Genomic DNA, 20,027 nt, shown 5'->3' on the forward strand with positions numbered 1-20,027 from the left:
ACCCCCGGAGGGGCCCCTCACGCCCCACAGCCACCCCAGACAGGGCCCGGGCCCCCGAGCCCCAAAACCCCGTCCCAAGCCCTCAGCGCCCCACCAGAACCCCTCAAAACGCCCACCCCGAGCCGCACCGCCCAAGCACCCCCGCGCATTGCACCCCTTCAAGCCCCTCCGGCGTTGTTCCCAGCCTCGCCGGCATTTGAGGCGCGGGGCCCGGGGCGGAGCCCCACAGTCCCGGCCCCTCCGGCGCTTTTCCTCCCAGCCCCTCCGGCGCTTTTCCTCCCGGCCCCTCCGGCGCTTGAGGAACGGGGCCCGGGACAGCGCCCCGGTTTCGGGAAGGGGCGGGTAGGGGAACAGGCCCGCCGCAGGCGCACACGCACACGCACACGCACCGCACACCACAAGCGCACCGCACCCGCACCCGCTCCCACGGCCCCCACGGCCCCCACCCCCACACAAAACAACCGGGCCGGACACCCCAGAACGGTGCCCGGCCCGGCTACAAACCCCAACGTCAGCGCAAGCTACTTCTTGCGCCGCCGCCCCCCGCCCCCACTCTTCTGCGCCTTACGCCGCTCCGCCCGAGTAAGCCCATCCGACTCCGACTCCGACCCGGCACCGGCACCATCCCCGCTGGAGAAGTCGCCCTCGACCACCCCGCCCTCCCCGTCCACCGTGGGAGCGGAGAAGTGCAGCCGGTCGGGCCGCTGCGGAGCCTCCAGCCCCTTGGCGCGGATCTCCGGCCGCGCGGCCGGCACCGCGTCCTCCTTGGACAGCGACGTCGCCGCGTCCTGGACAGGAACCTCCTCGACCTGCTGCTCGACCTGGACCTCCAGGTTGAACAGGTAGCCGACGGACTCCTCCTTGATGCCCTCCATCATGGCGTTGAACATGTCGAAGCCCTCGCGCTGGTACTCGACCAGCGGGTCCTTCTGCGCCATGGCCCGCAGGCCGATGCCCTCCTGGAGGTAGTCCATCTCGTAGAGGTGCTCGCGCCACTTGCGGTCCAGGACCGACAGCACCACGCGCCGCTCCAGTTCACGCATGATCTCGGAGCCGAGCGTCTTCTCCCGCTCGTCGTACTGCTCGTGGATGTCGTCCTTGACCGACTCGGCGATGAACTCCGCGGTGACCCCGGCCAGGTCCCCCGCCGCGTCCTCCAGCTCGGCGACCGTGACCTTCACCGGGTAGAGCTGCTTGAACGCGCCCCACAGCCGGTCCAGGTCCCACTCCTCGGCGAAGCCCTCCGCCGTCTCCTGGCGGATGTAGTCGTCGATCGTGTCGTCCATGAAGTGGCGGATCTGCTCCTGCAGGTCCTCGCCCTCCAGGACCCGGCGCCGCTCGCCGTAGATGACCTCACGCTGCCGGTTGAGCACCTCGTCGTACTTCAGGACGTTCTTACGCGTCTCGAAGTTCTGCTGCTCGACCTGCGACTGCGCCGACGCGATCGCCCGTGTCACCATCTTGTTCTCGATCGGCACGTCGTCCGGCACGTTGGCCATCGACATGACGCGCTCGACCATCTGCGCCTTGAACAGCCGCATCAGGTCGTCGCCGAGCGACAGGTAGAAGCGGGACTCGCCCGGGTCGCCCTGACGGCCGGAACGACCGCGCAGCTGGTTGTCGATACGGCGCGACTCGTGCCGCTCGGTGCCCAGGACGTAGAGCCCGCCCAGCTCCTTGACCTCCTCGAACTCCGCTCGCACGGCCTCCTCGGCCTTCTCCAGCGCGGCGGGAAGGGCGGCCGCCCACTCCTCGACGTGCTCGACGGGGTCGAGCCCCCGCTGCCGCAGCTCGGCCTCGGCGAGGTCGTCCGGGTTGCCGCCGAGCTTGATGTCGGTGCCTCGTCCGGCCATGTTCGTCGCGACGGTCACCGCACCCTTGCGGCCGGCCTGGGCGACGATCGTCGCCTCCCGGTCGTGCTGCTTGGCGTTGAGCACCTCGTGCTGGACACCACGCTTGGAGAGCTGCTGCGAGAGGTACTCGGACTTCTCGACGGAGGTCGTGCCGACCAGGATCGGCTGCCCCTTCTCGTGCTTCTCGGCGATGTCGTCCACGACCGCGGCGAACTTGGCGACCTCGGTGCGGTAGATGAGGTCCGACTGGTCGGCGCGCTGCATCGGCCGGTTCGTCGGGATCGGCACGACGCCCAGCTTGTAGATCTGGTGGAACTCGGCGGCCTCGGTCATCGCCGTACCGGTCATGCCGGAGAGCTTGCCGTAGAGGCGGAAGAAGTTCTGCAGGGTGATCGTGGCGAGCGTCTGGTTCTCGTCCTTGATGTCCACCCCTTCCTTCGCCTCGATCGCCTGGTGCATGCCCTCGTTGTAGCGGCGGCCGGCGAGGATACGGCCGGTGTGCTCGTCGACGATCATGACTTCGCCGTCGATGACGACGTAGTCCTTGTCCTTCTTGAAGAGTTCCTTGGCCTTGATGGCGTTGTTGAGGTACCCGACGAGGGGGGTGTTCACCGACTCGTAGAGGTTGTCGATGCCGAGCCAGTCCTCGACCTTCGAGACGCCGGGCTCGTGGATCGCGACGGTCCGCTTCTTCTCGTCGACCTCGTAGTCGCCGGTCTCCTCGATGCCCTTGAGCGGGTTGCCCGCCTCGCCCTTGGACAGGCGCGTGACCAGCTTGGCGAAGTCGCCGTACCACTTGGTGGCCTGGTCGGCGGGGCCGGAGATGATCAGCGGCGTACGGGCCTCGTCGACCAGGATCGAGTCGACCTCGTCGACGATCGCGAAGTTGTGGCCGCGCTGGACCAGCTCCTCCTTCGACCACGCCATGTTGTCGCGGAGGTAGTCGAAGCCGAACTCGTTGTTCGTGCCGTACGTGATGTCGCAGGCGTACTGCTCACGGCGCTGGGCCGGAGTCATGTTCGCGATGATGCAGCCGACGTCGAGGCCGAGGAACTTGTGGACCCGGCCCATCATCTCGGAGTCACGCGAGGCGAGGTAGTCGTTCACCGTGATCAGGTGCACGCCCTTGCCGGACAGGGCGTTGAGATACGCGGGCAGCGTGCCGACGAGGGTCTTGCCCTCACCGGTCTTCATCTCCGCCACGTAGCCCAGGTGCAGCGCGGCGCCACCCATGATCTGGACGTCGTAGTGGCGCTGGCCGAGGACGCGCTTGGCCGCCTCGCGGACGGTCGCGAACGCCTCGGGAAGCAGGTCGTCCAGGCTCTCGCCGTCCGCGTACCGTTCCTTGTACTCGTCGGTGAGCGCCCGCAGCTCGGCGTCGGAGAGGTTGACGAAGTCCTCTTCGATGGAGCTGACCTGGTCCGCGATGCGGTGCAGTTTGCGCAGGATCTTGCCTTCGCCTGCACGCATGAGCTTGTTGAAGACGGACACTGAGGCTGGTCTCCTTGCCGGTCGGGCCTGGCACTGGGTCGTGTAATGGACTCTGGCGCGGGCACGGCAGGTGGGCCCCACCGCAACGGCCATCGTAAGCGAGGACCCCGCCGCGCCGGGAGGGCTGCCACCGCGTTGTCCCCGCAGTGCCCTTCCGAGTCAACGGACGAAGGGTGCGGAAGGTGCCGGGAAACGTGAAAAGTCCTCGCTTCCCCGCCGCTGCCTCACCAAGAATCCCTTCATGGAACCGATCACCCTCACCACCGACCGCCTGCTGTTGCGCCCCTTCGTCCAGGCCGACACGGACGCGGTGTACGACGCCTGCCAGGACCCGGACATCCAGCGCTGGACGGTGGTCCCCTCGCCCTACGGCCGCCCCGACGCGGAGTTCTTCACCGCCCGGCTCTGTCCGGGCGGCTGGCAGGACGACTCGATGTACAACTTCGCCGTGGTGCCGCGGGCCGGCGGGGCCCTCATAGGCGCGCTCGGCATCAACAGGCGGACCGGCCCGGGCACGTACGAGGTCGGCTTCTGGACCGCGAAGGAGCACCGGGGCCGCGGCTACATGACCGAGGCGGTCCTGTGCGCCGCCCGCTGGAGCTTCGCCTCGCTCGGCTGCGACCGGCTGGAGTGGAAGGCCGAGACCGGCAACGTCCCGTCACGGGCCGTCGCGCTGAAGGCGGGCTTCCGGCTGGAGGGCGCCCAGCGCTCGGGGCTGCTCAACAAGGGGGTGCGCCGCGATACGTGGGTCGGCGCGCTGCTCCCCTCCGACCTCGGCCTGGCCGGTACCCAGGCGTACGTCCCGGCGGGCGATGTCAGTGGCGCCCCCTAAAGTGCGGAGCATGACGTCTGTGCAGCCACCCGCAGTCGAACTCTCCGCCGACCAGGCGCGCAGGATCGCCCTGCGCGCGCAGGGTTTCCTGGGCGCGCCGGACCGCCGGGCCGGGGTGCCCGGAGTGCTGCGGCACCTCGGCGCCGTACAGCTGGACACGATCTCGGTACTGGCGCGTTCGCACGAACTGATCCCGTACGCGCGCCTGGGCGCGATCGGCCGGCGCACGGTCGAGGAGGCGTACTGGTCGGGCGGACGCGCCTTCGAGTACTGGTCGCACGCCGCGTGCATCCTGCCCGTCGAGGAGTGGCCGCACTTCGCGTTCCGCCGCCGCGCCTACCGCTCGCGGGCGCAGTGGCACCACGACCTGCCGGACGGCGCGTACGACACCGTCATCAAGCAGCTGACCGCCGAGGGCCCGCTGACGGCGACGGAGCTGGGCGGCGCGAAGAACGGCGGGGAGTGGTGGGACTGGTCGGCGTCGAAGGTGGCCGTCGAGCGTGCCCTGATGTACGGCGAGGTGGTGTGCACCGAGCGGCGCGGCTGGAAGCGGGTCTACGACCTCGCGGAGCGCGCCCTGCCCGACGCCGTGCTGCACGACGATCTGGACGACGCGGAGTGCCTGCGCCGGCTGGTGGCGCTCGCGGGGCAGTCGCTGGGCGTGGGCACCCGGTCGGACATCGCGGACTACCACCGTCTCAGGGGGGAGCAGTTCGACGCGGTGGTGGCGGATTCCGGTCTGGTGCCGGTGTCCGTGCAGGGCTGGGCGAAGCCGGCCTGGGCGGACCCGGCGGCGCTGGCCGTCGAACCGCGCGGGCGGCACCGCACGACGCTGCTGTCGCCCTTCGACTCACTGGTCTGGGAGCGTGCGCGCACCGAGCGGATCTTCGGATTCACGCACCGGCTGGAGGCGTACGTGCCCAAGCCGAAGCGGATGCACGGCTACTTCGCGATGCCGCTGCTGGCCGGCGGCAGGCTTCAGGGCCGGGTCGACCCGGCCCGTGACGGCACCACGCTGATCGCCCGGCAGGTGTCCCTGGCGGGCGCGAAGGCCGTGGCGCCGATGGCGGAGGCTCTGGTGGAGGCGGCCTCCTGGGTCGGCTGCACGGACGTCCGGCTGGAGCGGGTGGAGGCGCCGGAGCTGCGGGGGCCGCTCACGGCGGAAATCGCCCGCCTCCTGGCATGACCGGGCTCGCCCGCCTCCTGGGATGACCGGACCGGTCGCGCCGCCGGTCACCGCGTCGTGCGCACCGGTCACCTGATCTCGAGGATCTTCTCCCGCATGGCATAGACCACCGCTTCCATGCGGGAGTGCAGCTGGAGCTTCTCCAGAATATTGCGCACGTGGTTCTTCACGGTGTTCTCGGAAATGAACAGTTCCTTGGCGATATCGCGATTGTTCATGCCGGTGGCGACCAGTTTGAGGACTTCGAGTTCACGCTCGGTGAGCCGGGGCGCCGGTACCAGCCGGCGTTCATCGGTCCGCTGGATCATCGATTTGAACTCGGTGAGCAGTTTGGACGCCATGGACGGGCTGATCTGGGACTGCCCGTCGGCGACCGCGCGGATCGCGGTGGACACCTCGTCCGTGGAGATCTCCTTGAGGAGATAGCCCGTGGCGCCGGCCTTGATGGCGTCGTAGAGGTCGGCCTCCTCGTCGCTGATCGTCAGCATGATGATCTTCGCGCTGGGGGCCACCTCCTTGATGGACGTACAGGCCTCGATGCCGCCCCGCCTGGGCATCCGCACATCCATCAGCACGATGTCCGGGAGCAGGTCGGCCGCCTTGTCGACCGCCTCCGCCCCGTCGCCCGCCTCGCCGACGACCTCGATGTCCTCCTCGTGCGCGAGGACGATCTCCAGGCCTCTGCGGAAGAGGGCGTGGTCGTCGACCACCAGGACCCGGATCGGCTCCTTGCGGTAGCCGTTGTCCCGGTACTCGCCGGCCAGGACGCCCGCCGCGTCGTCGGAGCCCCTCGCGTCGCGCACGGGCCCGAAGGTGTCCGCCATCGTTCCTCCCCCTGAAGGCCACGGCCTGAAGTTCACGAACTGTCCGCCAACGGCAGTTCACAGAGCACCGTTTGGCTTGAGCCGCCATGATTTCATGCCGGGACGCCCGGCGCGGTGATCCCTCGGTGGCACACGGGTGCCCCTGGGGGCGCACAGGCGCTCCAGGGGCACCACACAGTGGTGGCGTCAGCCGCCGAGCGCACCGCCGGCGCCGCCCGCCTCATCGGCGGCCAGCGGGTCGGTCCTCAGGTGGATGACACCGTAGTCGTAGGCATGCCGCCGGTAGACGACACTGGGCTCCTTCGTCTCGTTGTCGACGAACAGATAGAAGTCGTGTCCGACCAACTCCATCTCGTAGAGCGCCTGGTCGAGCGACATGGGCGCCGCGACGTGCGTCTTCTCGCGCATCACCAGCGGCCCCTCGCCCTGTACCTCCAGCGAGCCGACCCTGGTGGTGGGTTCGGGCTGTGCCGTCTCGTCGATGATCAGTTCGCCGTCGCCGTTGAACGATGCCGCGTCCGGCACCATCTCGCCGACCTCCGCAGCGGGGATACGCCCCGTGCCCCGGCGGCTGTAGCGCTTGTCGTGCTGCTTGCGCAGCCGGGCCTCCAGCTTGCCGGTGGCCAGGTCCAGCGCTGCGTACGGGTCGCCTGCGGCCGCTTCCGCCCTGATGACCGGTCCGCGCGAGCGGAGAGTGATCTCCACCCGGTCGCAGCGGTCTGCCTGACGGGGGTTCGGCTCCTTGGACACCTCCACGTCGAGGCTGATCACCTTGCCGTCGAACTTCTGGATCTTGTCCAGCTTCAGCTTCTCGGCCACGTGCTTGCGGAACCGCTCGGGCACCTCGGTCTTGCGGCCCTTGACGACGATGTCCACGCAGAACTCCGTTCCCGGATCGCCCCGCTCAGTGGCGGAGCATCTCCCTTTTGCACCTGGCTCCGGTGACGACCGGAGCCGCGGACTCGGTGACTTCCACCTCCTCCTCCCCCGTCGGCAAGGTCTCCACCCCACCGAATTTCCGGTTTCCCTACTGGTGGGTCGCCTGCCCGAAACCTGGTGGTGCATTCGTCGAGGCCCGGCATTCACCATTCCTCACAACCGAACATAGCCTGCTCGGACGGATGTCGGCACCCGCTACTCGCGCGTACCTCCGTTCAGGTCTATTTACCCACTCACTACCTGCAACGATGCAAGTTCAGTTTCAGTTCCGGTTTATTTCGCGGGCAGCGGGACATGCTGCGTCGAAGGCCGCGGGGGACGCCGCGACGACGGCCGCGTCACGCACCACCGCGCCGGTGCCGGCAGGCCCCTGGGCGCAGGCGAGCGCACGTGCCGCCTCGGCCAGCGTGGCCCCCGTCGTCAGCAGGTCGTCCACCAGCACCACCCGACCGGTGGCGAGCAGCCGTCCGCCCCCGGTCACCACCCTCAGCGCACCCGCCAGATTGGCCTGGCGGTCCCGCGCCGTGAGACCCGCCTGGTCCACCACCGCACGCCGCTGCCGCAGCACCGCGGCGACCGTCGCCGGCGTACCCGCACGCCGCAGGTGCGCGGCCGCCGCCAACGCGATCCGCCGCCCCGGATCATGCCCGCGCGCCGCCACCGCCGACCGCGCGGACGGCACGGGTACGAGCAGCAGTGGTCGCCCGTCCGGCACCTGCCCCGTCCCGGCCCTTACCGCGACCGCCAGCGCCTTGCCGAGCGGCCGCGCGAGGGCGAGCACGCCGCGCTCCTTGTGGGCCAGCAGCACCGCCCGTACCGCGTTCTCGTATCCGGCGGCGGCATGCACCGCGGGCAGGGCGGGCGGCTCGGGCGCGGGCCGCACCCGGCGCGGCGCTCCGCCGTGCAGCTGCGCGCCACAGGCGTCGCACAGCTCCGTTCGTGCCCTGCCGCAGCCGCCACAGGAGACCGGCAGAACGAGTCCGGTGATCTCCCGCCACCACCCGCGCATGACTCAACTGTGCCCCCACCGGGGCAGCCGGGCCACCCCTGTGGACAACCACCGGTCTCAGCCGGTCTCCGCCGGTCTCCGGCCGCCGGTCTCAGCCGGTCTCAGCCGGGGTAGACGAGCGCGGAGCCCTCCTTGAGGACGGTCTGCCAGTTGTCACCCGGCAGCAGCTTCACTATCCCGTCGCCGAACGTGTCCGCCATCAGCGGCAGCTGCTCGTCGTCCGCGGCGGCGATGGCGAGCACCTGGTTGACCCCGGGCAGCACCCCCGAGGAGGGCGTGGAGCCGTCCGCCTGCACGTAACGGACCTGCTGCACGCCACCCTGCTCCTTGCCGACCACGACGAGGCGGCTGCGGCCGGACCAGGACATCGCCGTCACGTCCGCGAGCTGCGGCGCCGCCTGCCGCAGGTCCACTACGGACACCTGCGCGTCGTCCTGCGGTCCCTGCCGCTCGATCCGGCCGATCTTCAGCGTCGTGTGGTCGTCCTTGGTCAGCAGCAGCGCTATGCGCACCCCGTCCGAGGACAGCCGCAGCGCCGTGATCCGGCTGCCGTCGAGGCTCGGCACGGTGACCTCCTGCGGCTTGCCCTTGCCCTGGGGCAGGCGCAGGAGCCTGGAGTTCTTCGGGTCGCGGTCGGCGACCCAGAGATCGCCCCGACCGTCCCAGCTGGGCGCCGTCAGCCGGTCCTCGGAGTTGCCCGCCTTGCTCGTCACGGCGGGTACGGGCAGCTCGCCGTCCACGGCTATCGACGTGACGTAGAGCGCGTCGTTGTGCTGGGAGAGCGCCGCCGCCGACTGCTCGTCCCGGGCCACGCCGACCGCGCTGACCCGCAGCGCACCGCTGCCGAAGGGACCGGGCACCGGCTCCGGCTCGCCGCTGCCCCGGGTGCTGCCGGGGATGCGCTCCACGCGCCCCTTGGCGTCCACGAAGTACTGGCTGTCGGGTCCGCCCGAGGAACGGTCGGGGGCGTACTCCTCGGCCTGGTCCGCGTCGAGCACACACAGCGGCGAACCGTCCGAACGCTGCAACTCCACCTGTTCGACCCGCGCGGAGGTCAGGTCGCGGAGGGTGAAGAGGACCTGCGAGGCCATCATCCGGCAGGAACGCTGCCCGGTCCCGTCGGCCTTCTTGTCGAGCGGCACCTTCAGAACGTTGCGGTCGTCGGGCGTCAGGGAGGCGACGCCCTTCTTCAGCCCGGTCCCGGCGGGGAAGCGCGACTCGACCACCGGCCGCAGCCAGTCGGTCGGGCCCCGCAGAAGGCTGCGGACCGCCTGCGTCACCGTGTCCGTCCCGGTGGCGGGGTCCGTCCGGTTCCGGAGGTAGACGGGGTCGGCGACGAGGGTGGCCTGCGCGTCGGACCGGCCGGTCGCGAAGTAGAACTTGTTGACGGAGCGGTAGAGCCGCTTGAAGTCCGACTGCCCGAGCACCAGCCCGTCCGGCACGAGGTCGATGCGCCACTCCTTGCCGTCCGGCCCCTTCTCCCGCACCAGGTGGAGCGTGCGCGAGTAGTCGGACGGGGCGAGCGGCTGGTACGCGTTCTGCTCGTCGACCGTCGCCACCTTCTCCCCGGTCAGGGTGTAGGTGACCTCGGTGGTGCTGTGGTCGCCCTCGTGCACCGGCCGGTCGCTCCGGTTCGGCGCCTTGGCCAGCACGGTGGTCTCCGCACTCGGCTTCCAGCGGCGCGACGCCTCCTTGGTGAGGTACTTGCGCGTCGTCCGGAAGTCGGAGTCGTCGCTGGTCATCGACTCCAGGAAGCCGTCGACCACCTCGTTGGGAGTCGCGCCGTCCCGCGGGGCCACCGCGTACACCTGCACCTGGGAGTCGCCGGGCTGCGAGGCGTCGACGGCCTTGACGTCCCCGGTGACGGGCATCGAGCCGCACGCGGACAGCAGCAGCGCGCCGCACCCGATCAGCACGGTCATCCCCGCCGCACGCCCACGGCCGCCCTGCAGACGGTCAGTGCTCACGAGTCGTGTCCTCCCGCCCCGGTATCGCCCCCGGAGAGTCGTTGGGTCCGGCCGGCCGCCCCTCGGCGGTGCGCGGCACCACGCGCGCCCCGTTGCCCGGCAAGGCCGCCGGATGCACCGAGGCAGGCGCGGTCCTGGCCCGCATGGGGGCCCGGGACGGAACGGGCAGCGGCGAGCGGCCCGCGGTGGCGTGCTGCGAGGGCACCGCCAGCAGCCGGCGCTCGCTGCCGGTGGCCGAGGGGTCCGCGGCCCGGTCCCGGTTCTCCCGGTTGCGCCGCGAGTCCTCGGGCTCCAGCGGTATCGGCGAGCCCCGCAGCGGCTCGTCCGCCGTACGCGGCAGCGTCAGCCGGAACTGCGAACCGCCGCCCGGCTCGCCCCAGGCCTGCAGCCAGCCGCCGTGCAGCCGTGCGTCCTCGACGGCGATGGACAGGCCGAGGCCGGTGCCGCCGGTCGTCCGCGCACGGGCCGGGTCCGCCCGCCAGAAGCGGTTGAAGACCCGGGTCGCCTCGCCGGGCTTCAGCCCCACGCCGTAGTCCCGGACGGCGACGGCGACCGCTCCGCCCGCCGCACCCATCCGCACCACGACATCGCGTCCCTCGCCGTGCTCGACGGCGTTGACGACCAGGTTGCGCAGGACCCGCTCGACCCGCCGCGCGTCGGCCTCGGCGATCACCGGCTGCTCGTCCCCGACCACCCGGATGCGGGTGCCCTTGCGCTCGGCCAGCGGCTCGGCGCCGCCTATCACCCTGCGCACGACCTGCCGCAGGTCTATCGGCTCCGCCTCCAGCGCGGCCGCGCCGGCGTCGAAGCGGCTGATCTCCAGCAGGTCGGACAGCAGCGACTCGAAGCGGTCGAGCTGGTCCCCCAGCAGCTCCGCGGACCGGGCCGTGACCGGATCGAAGTCGACGCGCGCCTCGTGGATGACGTCGGCGGCCATCCGCACCGTCGTCAGGGGTGTGCGCAGCTCGTGCGAGACGTCCGAGACGAAACGCCGCTGCATCCGGGAGAGCTCCTCCAACTGCTGGATCTTCAGCTGGAGGTTCTGCGCCATCTTGTTGAAGGCCTCACCGAGCCGGGCGATGTCGTCCTCGCCGGTGACCTTCATCCGTTCCTGGAGCCGGCCCGCGGAGAGCCGTTCGGCGATCCCCGCGGCCATGCGTACGGGGGTGACGACCTGGCGGACCACGAACCAGGCGATGGCCCCCAGCAGCACGACGACGAACAGGCCCGCGGTCGCCAGCGTGCCCTTGACCAGCGTCAGGGACTTCTCCTCCTGCGTCAGCGGGAAGACGTAGTACAGCTGGTACGGATTGCGGTCGATGTCGTAGAGGCGCTTGCCGACGATGAGACCGGGCTGCGACTCCTGCCCGTTCGCGTACTGGATCAGGGAGTACGTCTGGAAGGCTCCGGGGCCCTTGTTCACCGAATCGCGCAGGCTCTGCGGAATGCTCGCGGCCTCGACGCTTCCTGAGCCGCGTGGCGCACGGGAGCCCTCGTCGGCGCTGAGCGCCACCACGTTGAAGGCGTTCTTCCCGCCACTGGCGAGCTGGTCGACGAGCTCGGTGCGCCATGAGTTGTTGGCCGTCGTGCCGTCCACGGCGTCGTCGCCCTGGCCGGCGGCGGGGGTGAGAGGCGCGTTGGCCTTCTCCTGGGCGGCCGCGAACCCGCCCGCGGCCTGTGTCTGGGCGGCCTTGCCCTTCGCGTCCAGCAGGCCGTTGCGCACCTGACCGATCACGACGAGGCCGAGCAGCAGCACCACTCCGAGTGACATCAGCAGCGTGCCGGCGACGACCCGCAGCTGGAGGTTGCGCCGCCACAGCCGTACGGCGGGCAGCAGCGGACGCCGCACCCAGCGCATCAGCAACCGCGGCACCGGCCCGCCGGGCGCCCGGTCCTGGAACAACCGGCCGCCCTGCAGGAAGCGCTCGACGGGAGACGACGTGTGCCCTGAACCGGCAGCCCGCTCCGCACGGACTCCCGGCTCCCCGGGCTTCGGAGCAGTGCTACCCAGGGACATGTCAGCTCGGTCCGGCCTTGTAACCGACACCTCGGACGGTCACCACGATCTCCGGCCGCTCCGGGTCCTTCTCGACCTTGGAGCGGAGCCGCTGAACATGCACGTTGACCAAGCGGGTGTCCGCGGCATGGCGGTAACCCCACACCTGCTCCAGGAGGACCTCACGGGTGAAGACCTGCCACGGCTTGCGGGCGAGCGCGACCAGCAGGTCGAACTCCAGCGGCGTCAGGGCGATGGACTGCCCGTCCCGCTTCACCGAGTGCCCGGCGACGTCTATGACCAGGTCCCCGATGGCCAACTGCTCCGGGGCCGGCTCTTCGGACCTGCGCAGACGTGCCCTGATGCGGGCGACCAACTCCTTCGGTTTGAACGGCTTGACGATGTAGTCGTCGGCCCCGGACTCCAGGCCCACCACCACGTCAACCGTGTCGCTCTTGGCAGTGAGCATGACGATCGGCACACCCGACTCGGCCCTGATCAGCCTGCAGACCTCGATGCCGTCCCTGCCGGGCAGCATGAGGTCGAGCAGGACCAGGTCCGGCTTCGCCTCTCGAAATGCAGCAAGTGCCTTGTCGCCGTCCGCTACGAACGACGGCTCGAAACCCTCACCACGCAGCACAATCCCGAGCATCTCGGCCAGTGCGGTGTCGTCGTCGACGACAAGGACGCGTCCCTTCATAAACGACATCATCCCATTAGCTAATCGTTACCTGCGATGATCTGGCACACAGCTCTGCCAGCCCGGCCCCCGTGACCGGCGAGATTACGCCCTCCTCCGTGACGATCGCCGTGACCAGCTCCGGCGGCGTGATATCGAAGGCGGGGTTGTACGACTGGGTTCCCACCGGGGCCACGAGCACCCCGCTCACCTCCTCGTCCCCAGCCCCGCGAGGCGAGAATGTGAGCTCCGTCACTTCCCGCCCGGATCGCTGCTCCACGGTGATCGACGCCCCGTCCGCGGTGAGCAGATCCACGGTCGTCGTCGGCGCCACCACTATGAACGGTACGTGGTGGTACTTGGCGAGCACCGCCAGCGGATAGCTCCCCACCTTGTTGGCCACGGAACCGTCCGCGGCGATGCGGTCCGCCCCGATCAGCACGGCATCCACCTCCCCCGCGGCGAACAGCGAACCGGCCGCATTGTCCGTGAGCAGGCTGTACGGCATGCCGCTGCGCGCCGCCTCGTACGCGGTCAGCCGGGCGCCCTGCAGCAGCGGACGGGTCTCGTCCACCCACAGCCGCCGCAACCGGCCCTCCCGGTGCGCGCCGAGCGCCACCGCGAAGGCGGTCCCCTCGCCCCCGGAGACGAGCGCCCCGGTATTGCAGTGGGTCAGCAGCCGATGACTCCCGCCCGGAACCAGCTCGTCCAGCAGGTCGAGCCCGAACCGGGCCATGCGCCCACTGGCCTCGGCGTCCTCCCGGTGCAACGCCCTGGCCTCCGCCAGCGCGGCCGCCCCCGCCTGCTCCTGCCCGGCCCCCTTGTCGAGAGCCGCCCAGTACGCCGCGGCAGCCCGCCGCACGCCGTACCCGAGGTTCACCGCGGTGGGCCGCGCCTGCTCCAGCAGCCCGGCGGCCTCCGCCACGTCATAGCCCCGCACCGCGGCCAGAGCCACCCCGTAGGCCCCGGCGATGCCCAGCAGGGGGGCGCCCCGAACCGCGAGCGCCCTGATCGCGCCCACCAGTGCCGGCACGTCGGTGCACACCAGCTCCGTTTCCTCGGCCGGCAACCGCGTCTGGTCGAGTAGCACCAGTACGGGGCCCTCCGGAGGTTCGTCCCAGCGAAGTACGGATAGCCCGGCGGACTCGCTGCCCACCGGCGATTGTGTGTCCTGATCAGCCATCCGCCCAGTCTGCCCGGTGACTCGCCCGGACATGAAGGGACCGAGGAGACACAAGGCCAGGCCCGCACCTGCGCAACGCGTGGCACGATGGCTGCCAACCTGACGCCCCGATGCGCGGACAGGACCGTGAAGGAGCAAGAATGAACGACACTCCGGGCTGGGCCTCGCCCGGATCTGCCCCCTCCGACGGTCAGGAGACGGGCGTCCCCCGGCCTTCCGAACCCGTCGACGGCAGCGCACCCGCGGGAGCCTGGGCTTCCACGCAGCCGCCCGCCGGGCAGTGGTCCCCGCCGAGCCACACCGCGACCGGCCACGGCACCCCGCCTCCCCGCCCCGGCTGGGGCGCCTCCCCGCAGGGGCCGGGCTGGGGCCGACTGCCGGACGCGGCGAAGCCCGGCGTCATCCCGCTCCGACCACTCGGCGTCGGCGAGATCCTGGACGGCGCCGTCTCTGCCATGCGTGCCCACTGGCGCACGGTCCTCGGCGTCTCGCTCACCGTCTCCGTGATCGCCCAGACCGCCATCCTCTTCGTCCAGCGGTACCTGCAGCCCGACCCCCCGTCGTTCGACCGGAACGCCACCGGCCCGGAGGCCCTGCGCCAGACCGCGGACTCGCTCCGCTTCAGCCTGCTCGACAACGCCCCGTCCATGCTCATCTCCATGCTGGCCCTGATCTTCACCACGGCGGTACTCACCGTGGTGATCAGCCGCTCGGTGCTGGGCCGCCCGGTCACCCTGTCCGATGCCTGGACCGAGGCCCGGCCCAGGCTCCTCCCCCTGCTGGGCCTGACGCTCCTGCTTCCCGTCCTCGGCGGGGCGGTCATGGCAGCAGGTGTCCTCCCGGTATTCCTGATCGGCGACACCGCGGGAGTCGGCCTCGCGTTTCTCGGCCTGCTCGCGGCAACGGGAGTCTTCCTCTGGCTGATGGTCCGTTTCAGCCTCGCCTCCCCGGCACTGATGCTGGAACGGCAGTCGATCACCGCGTCCATGCGACGTTCCGCCAAGCTGGTCCGCGACGCCTGGTGGCGGACGTTCGGCATCCTCGCCCTGACCATGGCCCTGACATTCATCGTGGCCGTGATGGTCAGCATCCCCTTCGGCTATATCGCGATCATTGCCGACGGCGGCACTCTGAGCTCCTTCGTCGACAAGAGCACCACCGGTTTCGGCTGGCCGTACCTGATCACCTCCGCCATCGGCGACGTGATCATCGCGACGATCGCCTACCCCCTCTACTCCGGCGTCATGGCTCTGCTCTACGTGGACCAGCGAATCCGCCGCGAGGCACTCGACCTCGACCTTGCCAGGGCAGCGGGGCTGCCGGGCTACGACAACAGGAGCTGACACCGTGTCGGGGGCGGGCGGGACAGCAGCGCCGCTGCTGATACGGGCCAGCGGCGGCACCCCCGTGGACACCGGGCGCCTCCCGGCCCGGAAAGCGGCGAGACGCGAACTGTCCAAGGGCGCGTACCACAAGAACGATCCGAACCTCCTCCAACGCGCTCTCGACCATGTGTGAACCTGGTTCGGCGACCTCATCCCAGCGGCCGGCGGTGGCGTGGACCCCGGCGGGCCGGCCGGCCTGATCGTTCTCCTCCTGACCGTCATTGCCCTGGCCGCCGCACTCCGGTGGAGGCTCGACACCTCGCAGCGCGGCGCCCGGCCCTCCGGCTCACTCTTCGAGGACGGCCCCCGCAGTACCGCGGACCACCGCGCCGCCGCCGAGGTCCACGCCGCCGCCGGCCGCTGGAACCAAGCCGTCCAGGAACGGATGCGCGCGATCGTCCACTCCATCGAGGAGCGAGCCCTACTGGATTCCCGCCCCGGACGGACCGCCGACGAAGCGGCCTCGGAAGCAGGGCGCGCCCTCCCCGCGCACGACACCCGCCTGCGGGCGGCGGCCCGTGCGTTCGACGACGTCACGTACGGCGGCCGCATCGCCGACCAGTCGTCATACCTGGCCCTGCTCGACCTGGACCTCGACCTCGAATCCGCCGAACCCCACCTGACCGACACGCGCGAGGGGGCTGCCGAATGACCGCGGTAGCCACCCTTCCCACCTCCTCCTCCGTCGCCCCTCCCCAGGTCTGGCTCCGCGCCCGCGGGGTGCCGCTGGCCTTCCGGCTGCTCGTCATCGCCGCGATAGCCCTGGCCTCTGCCCGCTCCGGGGACCAGCACGGCCGCCTCGGCCCCCGCTCGGCGAACCGCTACGGCAGCAGGGCCGTCGCCGAGCTCCTCAAGGACCACGGCGTATCCGTCCGCGTCGTGACCACGCTCAAGGACGCTGCCTCCGTAACCGGAACCGACGCGACGCTCCTCGTCACCGCTCCCAACCTGCTGATGCCCCACCAGCAGACCACCCTGCGTGCAGCCACCACCGCCACGGCCGGCCGCACCGTCCTCCTCGGTGCCGGCTGCGCGTCCGTGGGCACGCTGGCCCCGGGGGTCCACGCCGAGCCCTCCACCTCCGTGGCCCCACGTCCCCCCGGCTGATCCATGGCAGCGGCCCGAAGAGCCGGAGCCGTCGAGACGGGCGGCATCCGCTACGCATCGGACGGCCTCGACGCCACCGCCTGCTACCCAGCCCCCGGCCTGCCCTCCGCGCTCCTTCTGCGCCGACCCGCAGCCGGTGACACCGTCCTTCTCGGCTCCCCCGACTTCCTGTACAACGAGCGCCTGGCCCACCAGGGGAACGCATCCCTGGCTCTCCAACTCCTCGGTTCCCGCCCACATCTGGTCTGGTACCTCCCCTCCCTCACTGATTCCTCCGCCGGCGGCGCCCCGGGCAACGACGGCACTACGAACGGCGACACGGTGGACAGGGTGAGCAGCTTCATCGAGCTGATCCCGTCCGGCTGCTGTGGGGCACGCTGCAACCCGCACTCGCCGCAGTGCTCGCCGCGATCTGGTGGGCCCGGCGCCTGGGCCCCCTCGTCACCGAGCACCTGCCGGTGGCCATCCGAGCGTCCGAGTCCACCGAGGGCCGGGCCCGGCTCAACCGCAAGGCCAACGCTTGTGACCGGGCCGCCTCATCACTCCGCCGCGCCGCCCGCACCCGCGTGGCACCCCTCATAGGCGTCTCCCCCCGGGACGCCCACTCCCGCTCAGTGCTCCCCCCTCGCTCTGTCGGCACACCTCGGCCCTGCCCATGGCTCCATCAGCGAACTGCTCTTCGGCCCGGCCCCCTCCGAGGAGGCCACGTTCGTACTTCTGGCAGACCAACTCGACTCCCCCGAAAGAGAGGTCCGAACCTCATGAGCGCCCCGCCACCCGTGTCCGTCGGCACAACCAGGACCGTCAGCGGTGACGACGCAGCCCGCACCTCCCTGGAAGCGCTGCGCTCCCAGATCGCGATGGCCGTGGTCGGCCAGGACCCTGCCGTGACCGGGCGGGTCGTCGCCCTCCTCTGCCGAGGGCACGTCCTGCTCGTAGGCGTCCCTGGCGTGGCCAAGACCTTGCTGGTCCGAGCCCTTGCCGTATCACTCGAACACAACACGAAACGCGTGCAGTTCACGCCCGGCCTGATGCCCAGCGACGTCACCGGTCGCTCGTCTACGACGCCCGCACCGCCGAGTTCCCCTTCCAGCCGGGCCCCGTATTCACCAACCTCCTCCTCGCCGACGAGATCTACCGGACGCCCCCAAAACCCAGTCATCCCTTCTGGAAGCGGTGGAGGAACGCCAGTCACCGTCGACGGAACACCCCGCTCCCTGCCGGACCCCTTCCTTGTTGCCGCGACGCAGAACCCCGTCGGGTACGAGGGCACCTGCCCGCTGCCCGAAGCCCAACTGGGCCGGTTTCTGCTGAGGCTGACGGTTCCGCTTCCCGCCCGCGAGAACGAGATCAACGTCCTCACCCGCCATGCCGACAGTTTCGATCCTCGGGATCTGAAGGCCGCAGGCATACAACCGGTCGTCGCCGGCCCGGTCGATCTCGAAGCCAGCCGCCACGCGGTCGCCAGGACAACCGTCTCCCCCGAACTCTTCGGCTACGTAGTGGATATCTGTCGTGCCACGCGTGATCCCCCTCAATCTCGCTCGGTGTCTCGCCCCGAGGAGCCACCGCACTGCTGTCCACCGTCCGAGCCTGGGCCTGGCTCACCGGCCACGACTATGTAGCCCCGGACGACGTGAAGGCCTTGGCCCTGCCCACACTCCGCCACCGCATCCAACTGCGCCTCGAGGCACAGATGGAAGTGGTCTCCCCCGACTCCGTCATCCCCGCTGTACTCGCCCATGTCCCCGTACCCCGATGGGGCGATGAACTGTGGCCCTCACCGGACGCGCCGCCTTGCTGGCCGCCCTAAGATCACTCCCTGTAGGCGTCGTGGCCCCGAGCTGGACGGGAATGCTCGCGGTCAACGCCCCGCTCTCACTGGCAATTCTGTGCGACTATGCCCTGGCAGCGCCAGTGCGTTCGCTTCAGTTCACCCGATCCGGTGATACAACCGTTCGACTCGGTGACGGGGCAGAAGTACAACTCACCGTAACCAACCCTTCCCGTCGGCGTCTGCGGGCACACCTCCGCGTCGCGTGGCCTCCCAGCAGCTGGCTGCCCGGCACGGAGCCGTCCGCCTCCCGCCACACGCTGACCGCTCCGCCCAGCGAACGACGGCGCCTGACCGCCTTCCTGCGCCCCACACGCCAAGGTGATCGCCGAGCCGAACAGATCACCGTCCGCTCGTACCGGCCCTTGGGACTGGCTGCGCGCCAGGGCAGCCACCAGGTGCCGTGGACGGTCCGGGTCCTCCCGCCCTTCACGAGCCGCAAGCATCTTCCGTCCCGGCATCTTCCGTCCCGGCTCGCCAGGCTGCGAAAGCTGGACGGCCGCACCAGCCTGCTCACCCGTGGCGAGGGCACGGAGTTCGACAGCTTGCGCGCCTACGTCCCCGGTGACGATGTCCGCTCGACCGACTGGCGGGCCACCGCCCGCCAGTCCGCAGTCGCTGTGCGGACCGGACCTGACGCCCCGAGCGCGATCGGCGCATCCTCGTGGTCCTGGATACGGGTCGCACTTCGGCGGGCCGGGTCGGCGACGTCCCACGCCTCGACGCCGCGATGGACGCGACGTTGCTCTTCACCGCTTTCGCGACCCGTGCCGACGACCGTGTCGCGCTGCTCGCCTATAGCCGTCGTGTCCGGGCGAGGGTTCAGGGCCGCACGGCCGGGGAGGTCCTGCCTGCCGTGGTCGATGCGCTGGCGCTGCTTGAACCGGAGTTCGTGGGGACCGATGCGCGAGGTCTCGTTGCCGAAGCTCTGGCAGACGCCCCTCGCCGTTCGCTGGTCGTCCTTCTGACCAGTCTCGACGCGGTTCCTGTGGAGGAGGGGCTGTTGCCCGTACTGTCCCAGTTCACCCAGCGCCATACCGTGCTGCTGGCTGCCGTGAGTGACCGGCACGTCGAGGAAATGGCCCAGGCACGAGGCACAGTGGACGCAATATACGAGGCTGCTGCCGGCGCCGAAGCCCAGGCCCGAGGCCGTCGCACCGCCGAACAGCTCAGGCGTCACGGAGTGGTCGTCGTCGACGCACCACCGGACAATCTCGCACCCGCCCTTGCCGACGCCTATCTGGCTCTCAAAGCAGCGGGACGGCCATAGCGGGCATGCTGCCGGGAAAGGGGAGCCGAGCTGGCGCAAACCGGTCCGGAAACGCAGAAGAGCCCCGTGCCACAAGGGCACGGGGCTCTTCCTAAAAGGAGTTCGGCGGCGTCCTACTCTCCCACAGGGTCCCCCCTGCAGTACCATCGGCGCTGAAAGGCTTAGCTTCCGGGTTCGGAATGTAACCGGGCGTTTCCCTAACGCAATGACCACCGAAACACTATGAAATTAACCAACACCGGATCAAAACACGGCCGTTCGTTATTTCAGAACTAACACAGTGGACGCGAGCAACTGAGGACAAGCCCTCGGCCTATTAGTACCAGTCAGCTCCACCCGTTACCGGGCTTCCACATCTGGCCTATCAACCCAGTCGTCTACTGGGAGCCTTAACCAATCAAGTTGGTGGGAATACTCATCTCGAAGCAGGCTTCCCGCTTAGATGCTTTCAGCGGTTATCCTTTCCGAACGT

General features: G+C 70.1%; 11 protein-coding genes, 1 rRNA gene and 4 pseudogenes. 7 read left to right on the forward strand and 9 right to left on the reverse strand.

Annotated features, from left to right (window positions below):
* Window positions 1–521: 521 nt before the first annotated feature.
* On the reverse strand, window positions 522–3,344 hold the full coding sequence (secA, locus tag E6P78_RS03695) for a preprotein translocase subunit SecA (protein ID WP_136202020.1): 2,823 nt from the start codon (window positions 3,342–3,344) through the stop codon (window positions 522–524).
* Between the two features lie 241 nt (window positions 3,345–3,585).
* On the opposite strand from secA, the gene E6P78_RS03700 reads away from it, so the two are divergent.
* Entirely contained in the window at window positions 3,586–4,176 is a 591-nt protein-coding gene (locus tag E6P78_RS03700) for a GNAT family protein (RefSeq protein WP_136202021.1), read from the forward strand.
* A 10-nt stretch (window positions 4,177–4,186) separates the two neighbouring features.
* On the forward strand, window positions 4,187–5,362 hold the full coding sequence (locus E6P78_RS03705) for a crosslink repair DNA glycosylase YcaQ family protein (RefSeq protein WP_136202022.1): 1,176 nt from the start codon (window positions 4,187–4,189) through the stop codon (window positions 5,360–5,362).
* A gap of 68 nt (window positions 5,363–5,430) precedes the next feature.
* Here the strand turns inward: E6P78_RS03705 and E6P78_RS03710 are convergent, their stop codons facing one another.
* The 7 genes from E6P78_RS03710 to mtnA all read right to left on the reverse strand — a co-directional run bounded on the left by E6P78_RS03710 (window position 5,431) and on the right by mtnA (window position 13,959).
* A complete protein-coding gene (locus E6P78_RS03710) occupies window positions 5,431–6,186 on the reverse strand; it encodes a response regulator transcription factor (RefSeq protein WP_136202023.1) in 756 nt (251 codons plus the stop codon).
* Between the two features lie 186 nt (window positions 6,187–6,372).
* Complete coding sequence (gene raiA, locus E6P78_RS03715) at window positions 6,373–7,062, reverse strand: ribosome-associated translation inhibitor RaiA (protein WP_136202024.1); 690 nt, start codon at window positions 7,060–7,062, stop codon at window positions 6,373–6,375.
* A 325-nt stretch (window positions 7,063–7,387) separates the two neighbouring features.
* Window positions 7,388–8,134 carry a ComF family protein gene (locus tag E6P78_RS03720; RefSeq protein WP_136202025.1) on the reverse strand — a complete coding sequence of 249 codons (747 nt, stop codon included), beginning with the start codon at window positions 8,132–8,134 and terminating at the stop codon, window positions 7,388–7,390.
* A 101-nt stretch (window positions 8,135–8,235) separates the two neighbouring features.
* Window positions 8,236–10,056, reverse strand: a complete 1,821-nt coding sequence (locus tag E6P78_RS03725) for an LpqB family beta-propeller domain-containing protein (RefSeq protein WP_136202065.1) — start codon at window positions 10,054–10,056, stop codon at window positions 8,236–8,238.
* Between the two features lie 34 nt (window positions 10,057–10,090).
* Complete coding sequence (gene mtrB / locus E6P78_RS03730; RefSeq protein ID WP_206307712.1) at window positions 10,091–12,118, reverse strand: MtrAB system histidine kinase MtrB; 2,028 nt, start codon at window positions 12,116–12,118, stop codon at window positions 10,091–10,093.
* 1 nt (window position 12,119) lies between these two features.
* On the reverse strand, window positions 12,120–12,809 hold the full coding sequence (mtrA, locus tag E6P78_RS03735) for a two-component system response regulator MtrA (RefSeq protein WP_187283109.1): 690 nt from the start codon (window positions 12,807–12,809) through the stop codon (window positions 12,120–12,122).
* A 4-nt stretch (window positions 12,810–12,813) separates the two neighbouring features.
* Window positions 12,814–13,959 (reverse strand): S-methyl-5-thioribose-1-phosphate isomerase, encoded by a 1,146-nt coding sequence (gene mtnA, locus E6P78_RS03740; RefSeq protein WP_136202026.1) that lies wholly within the window; start codon window positions 13,957–13,959, stop codon window positions 12,814–12,816.
* A gap of 140 nt (window positions 13,960–14,099) precedes the next feature.
* Here mtnA and E6P78_RS03745 point away from each other — a divergent pair, with 140 nt between their 5' ends.
* The 5 genes and pseudogenes from E6P78_RS03745 (at window position 14,100) to E6P78_RS03765 (ending at window position 19,555) form a co-directional block, all read left to right on the forward strand.
* Entirely contained in the window at window positions 14,100–15,302 is a 1,203-nt protein-coding gene (locus tag E6P78_RS03745) for a hypothetical protein (RefSeq protein WP_136202027.1), read from the forward strand.
* 64 nt (window positions 15,303–15,366) lie between these two features.
* A pseudogene (locus E6P78_RS03750) lies at window positions 15,367–15,996 on the forward strand (DUF4129 domain-containing protein).
* Window positions 15,993–17,216 (forward strand): annotated as a pseudogene (locus tag E6P78_RS03755) (DUF4350 domain-containing protein). Before E6P78_RS03750 ends, E6P78_RS03755 begins: the two co-directional pseudogenes overlap by 4 nt.
* Window positions 17,213–18,264, forward strand: a pseudogene (locus tag E6P78_RS03760) (MoxR family ATPase). The pseudogenes E6P78_RS03755 and E6P78_RS03760 overlap by 4 nt, the downstream one beginning before the upstream one ends.
* Window positions 18,225–19,555: pseudogene (locus E6P78_RS03765) on the forward strand (DUF58 domain-containing protein). The pseudogenes E6P78_RS03760 and E6P78_RS03765 overlap by 40 nt, the downstream one beginning before the upstream one ends.
* 100 nt (window positions 19,556–19,655) lie before the next feature.
* Here the strand turns inward: E6P78_RS03765 and rrf are convergent.
* Window positions 19,656–19,772: ribosomal RNA gene (gene rrf / locus E6P78_RS03770) — 5S ribosomal RNA — on the reverse strand.
* Window positions 19,773–20,027 lie beyond the last annotated feature (255 nt).

The sequence above is a fragment of the Streptomyces sp. A0958 genome, from assembly GCF_004795035.1.
GTDB lineage: Bacteria > Actinomycetota > Actinomycetes > Streptomycetales > Streptomycetaceae > Streptomyces.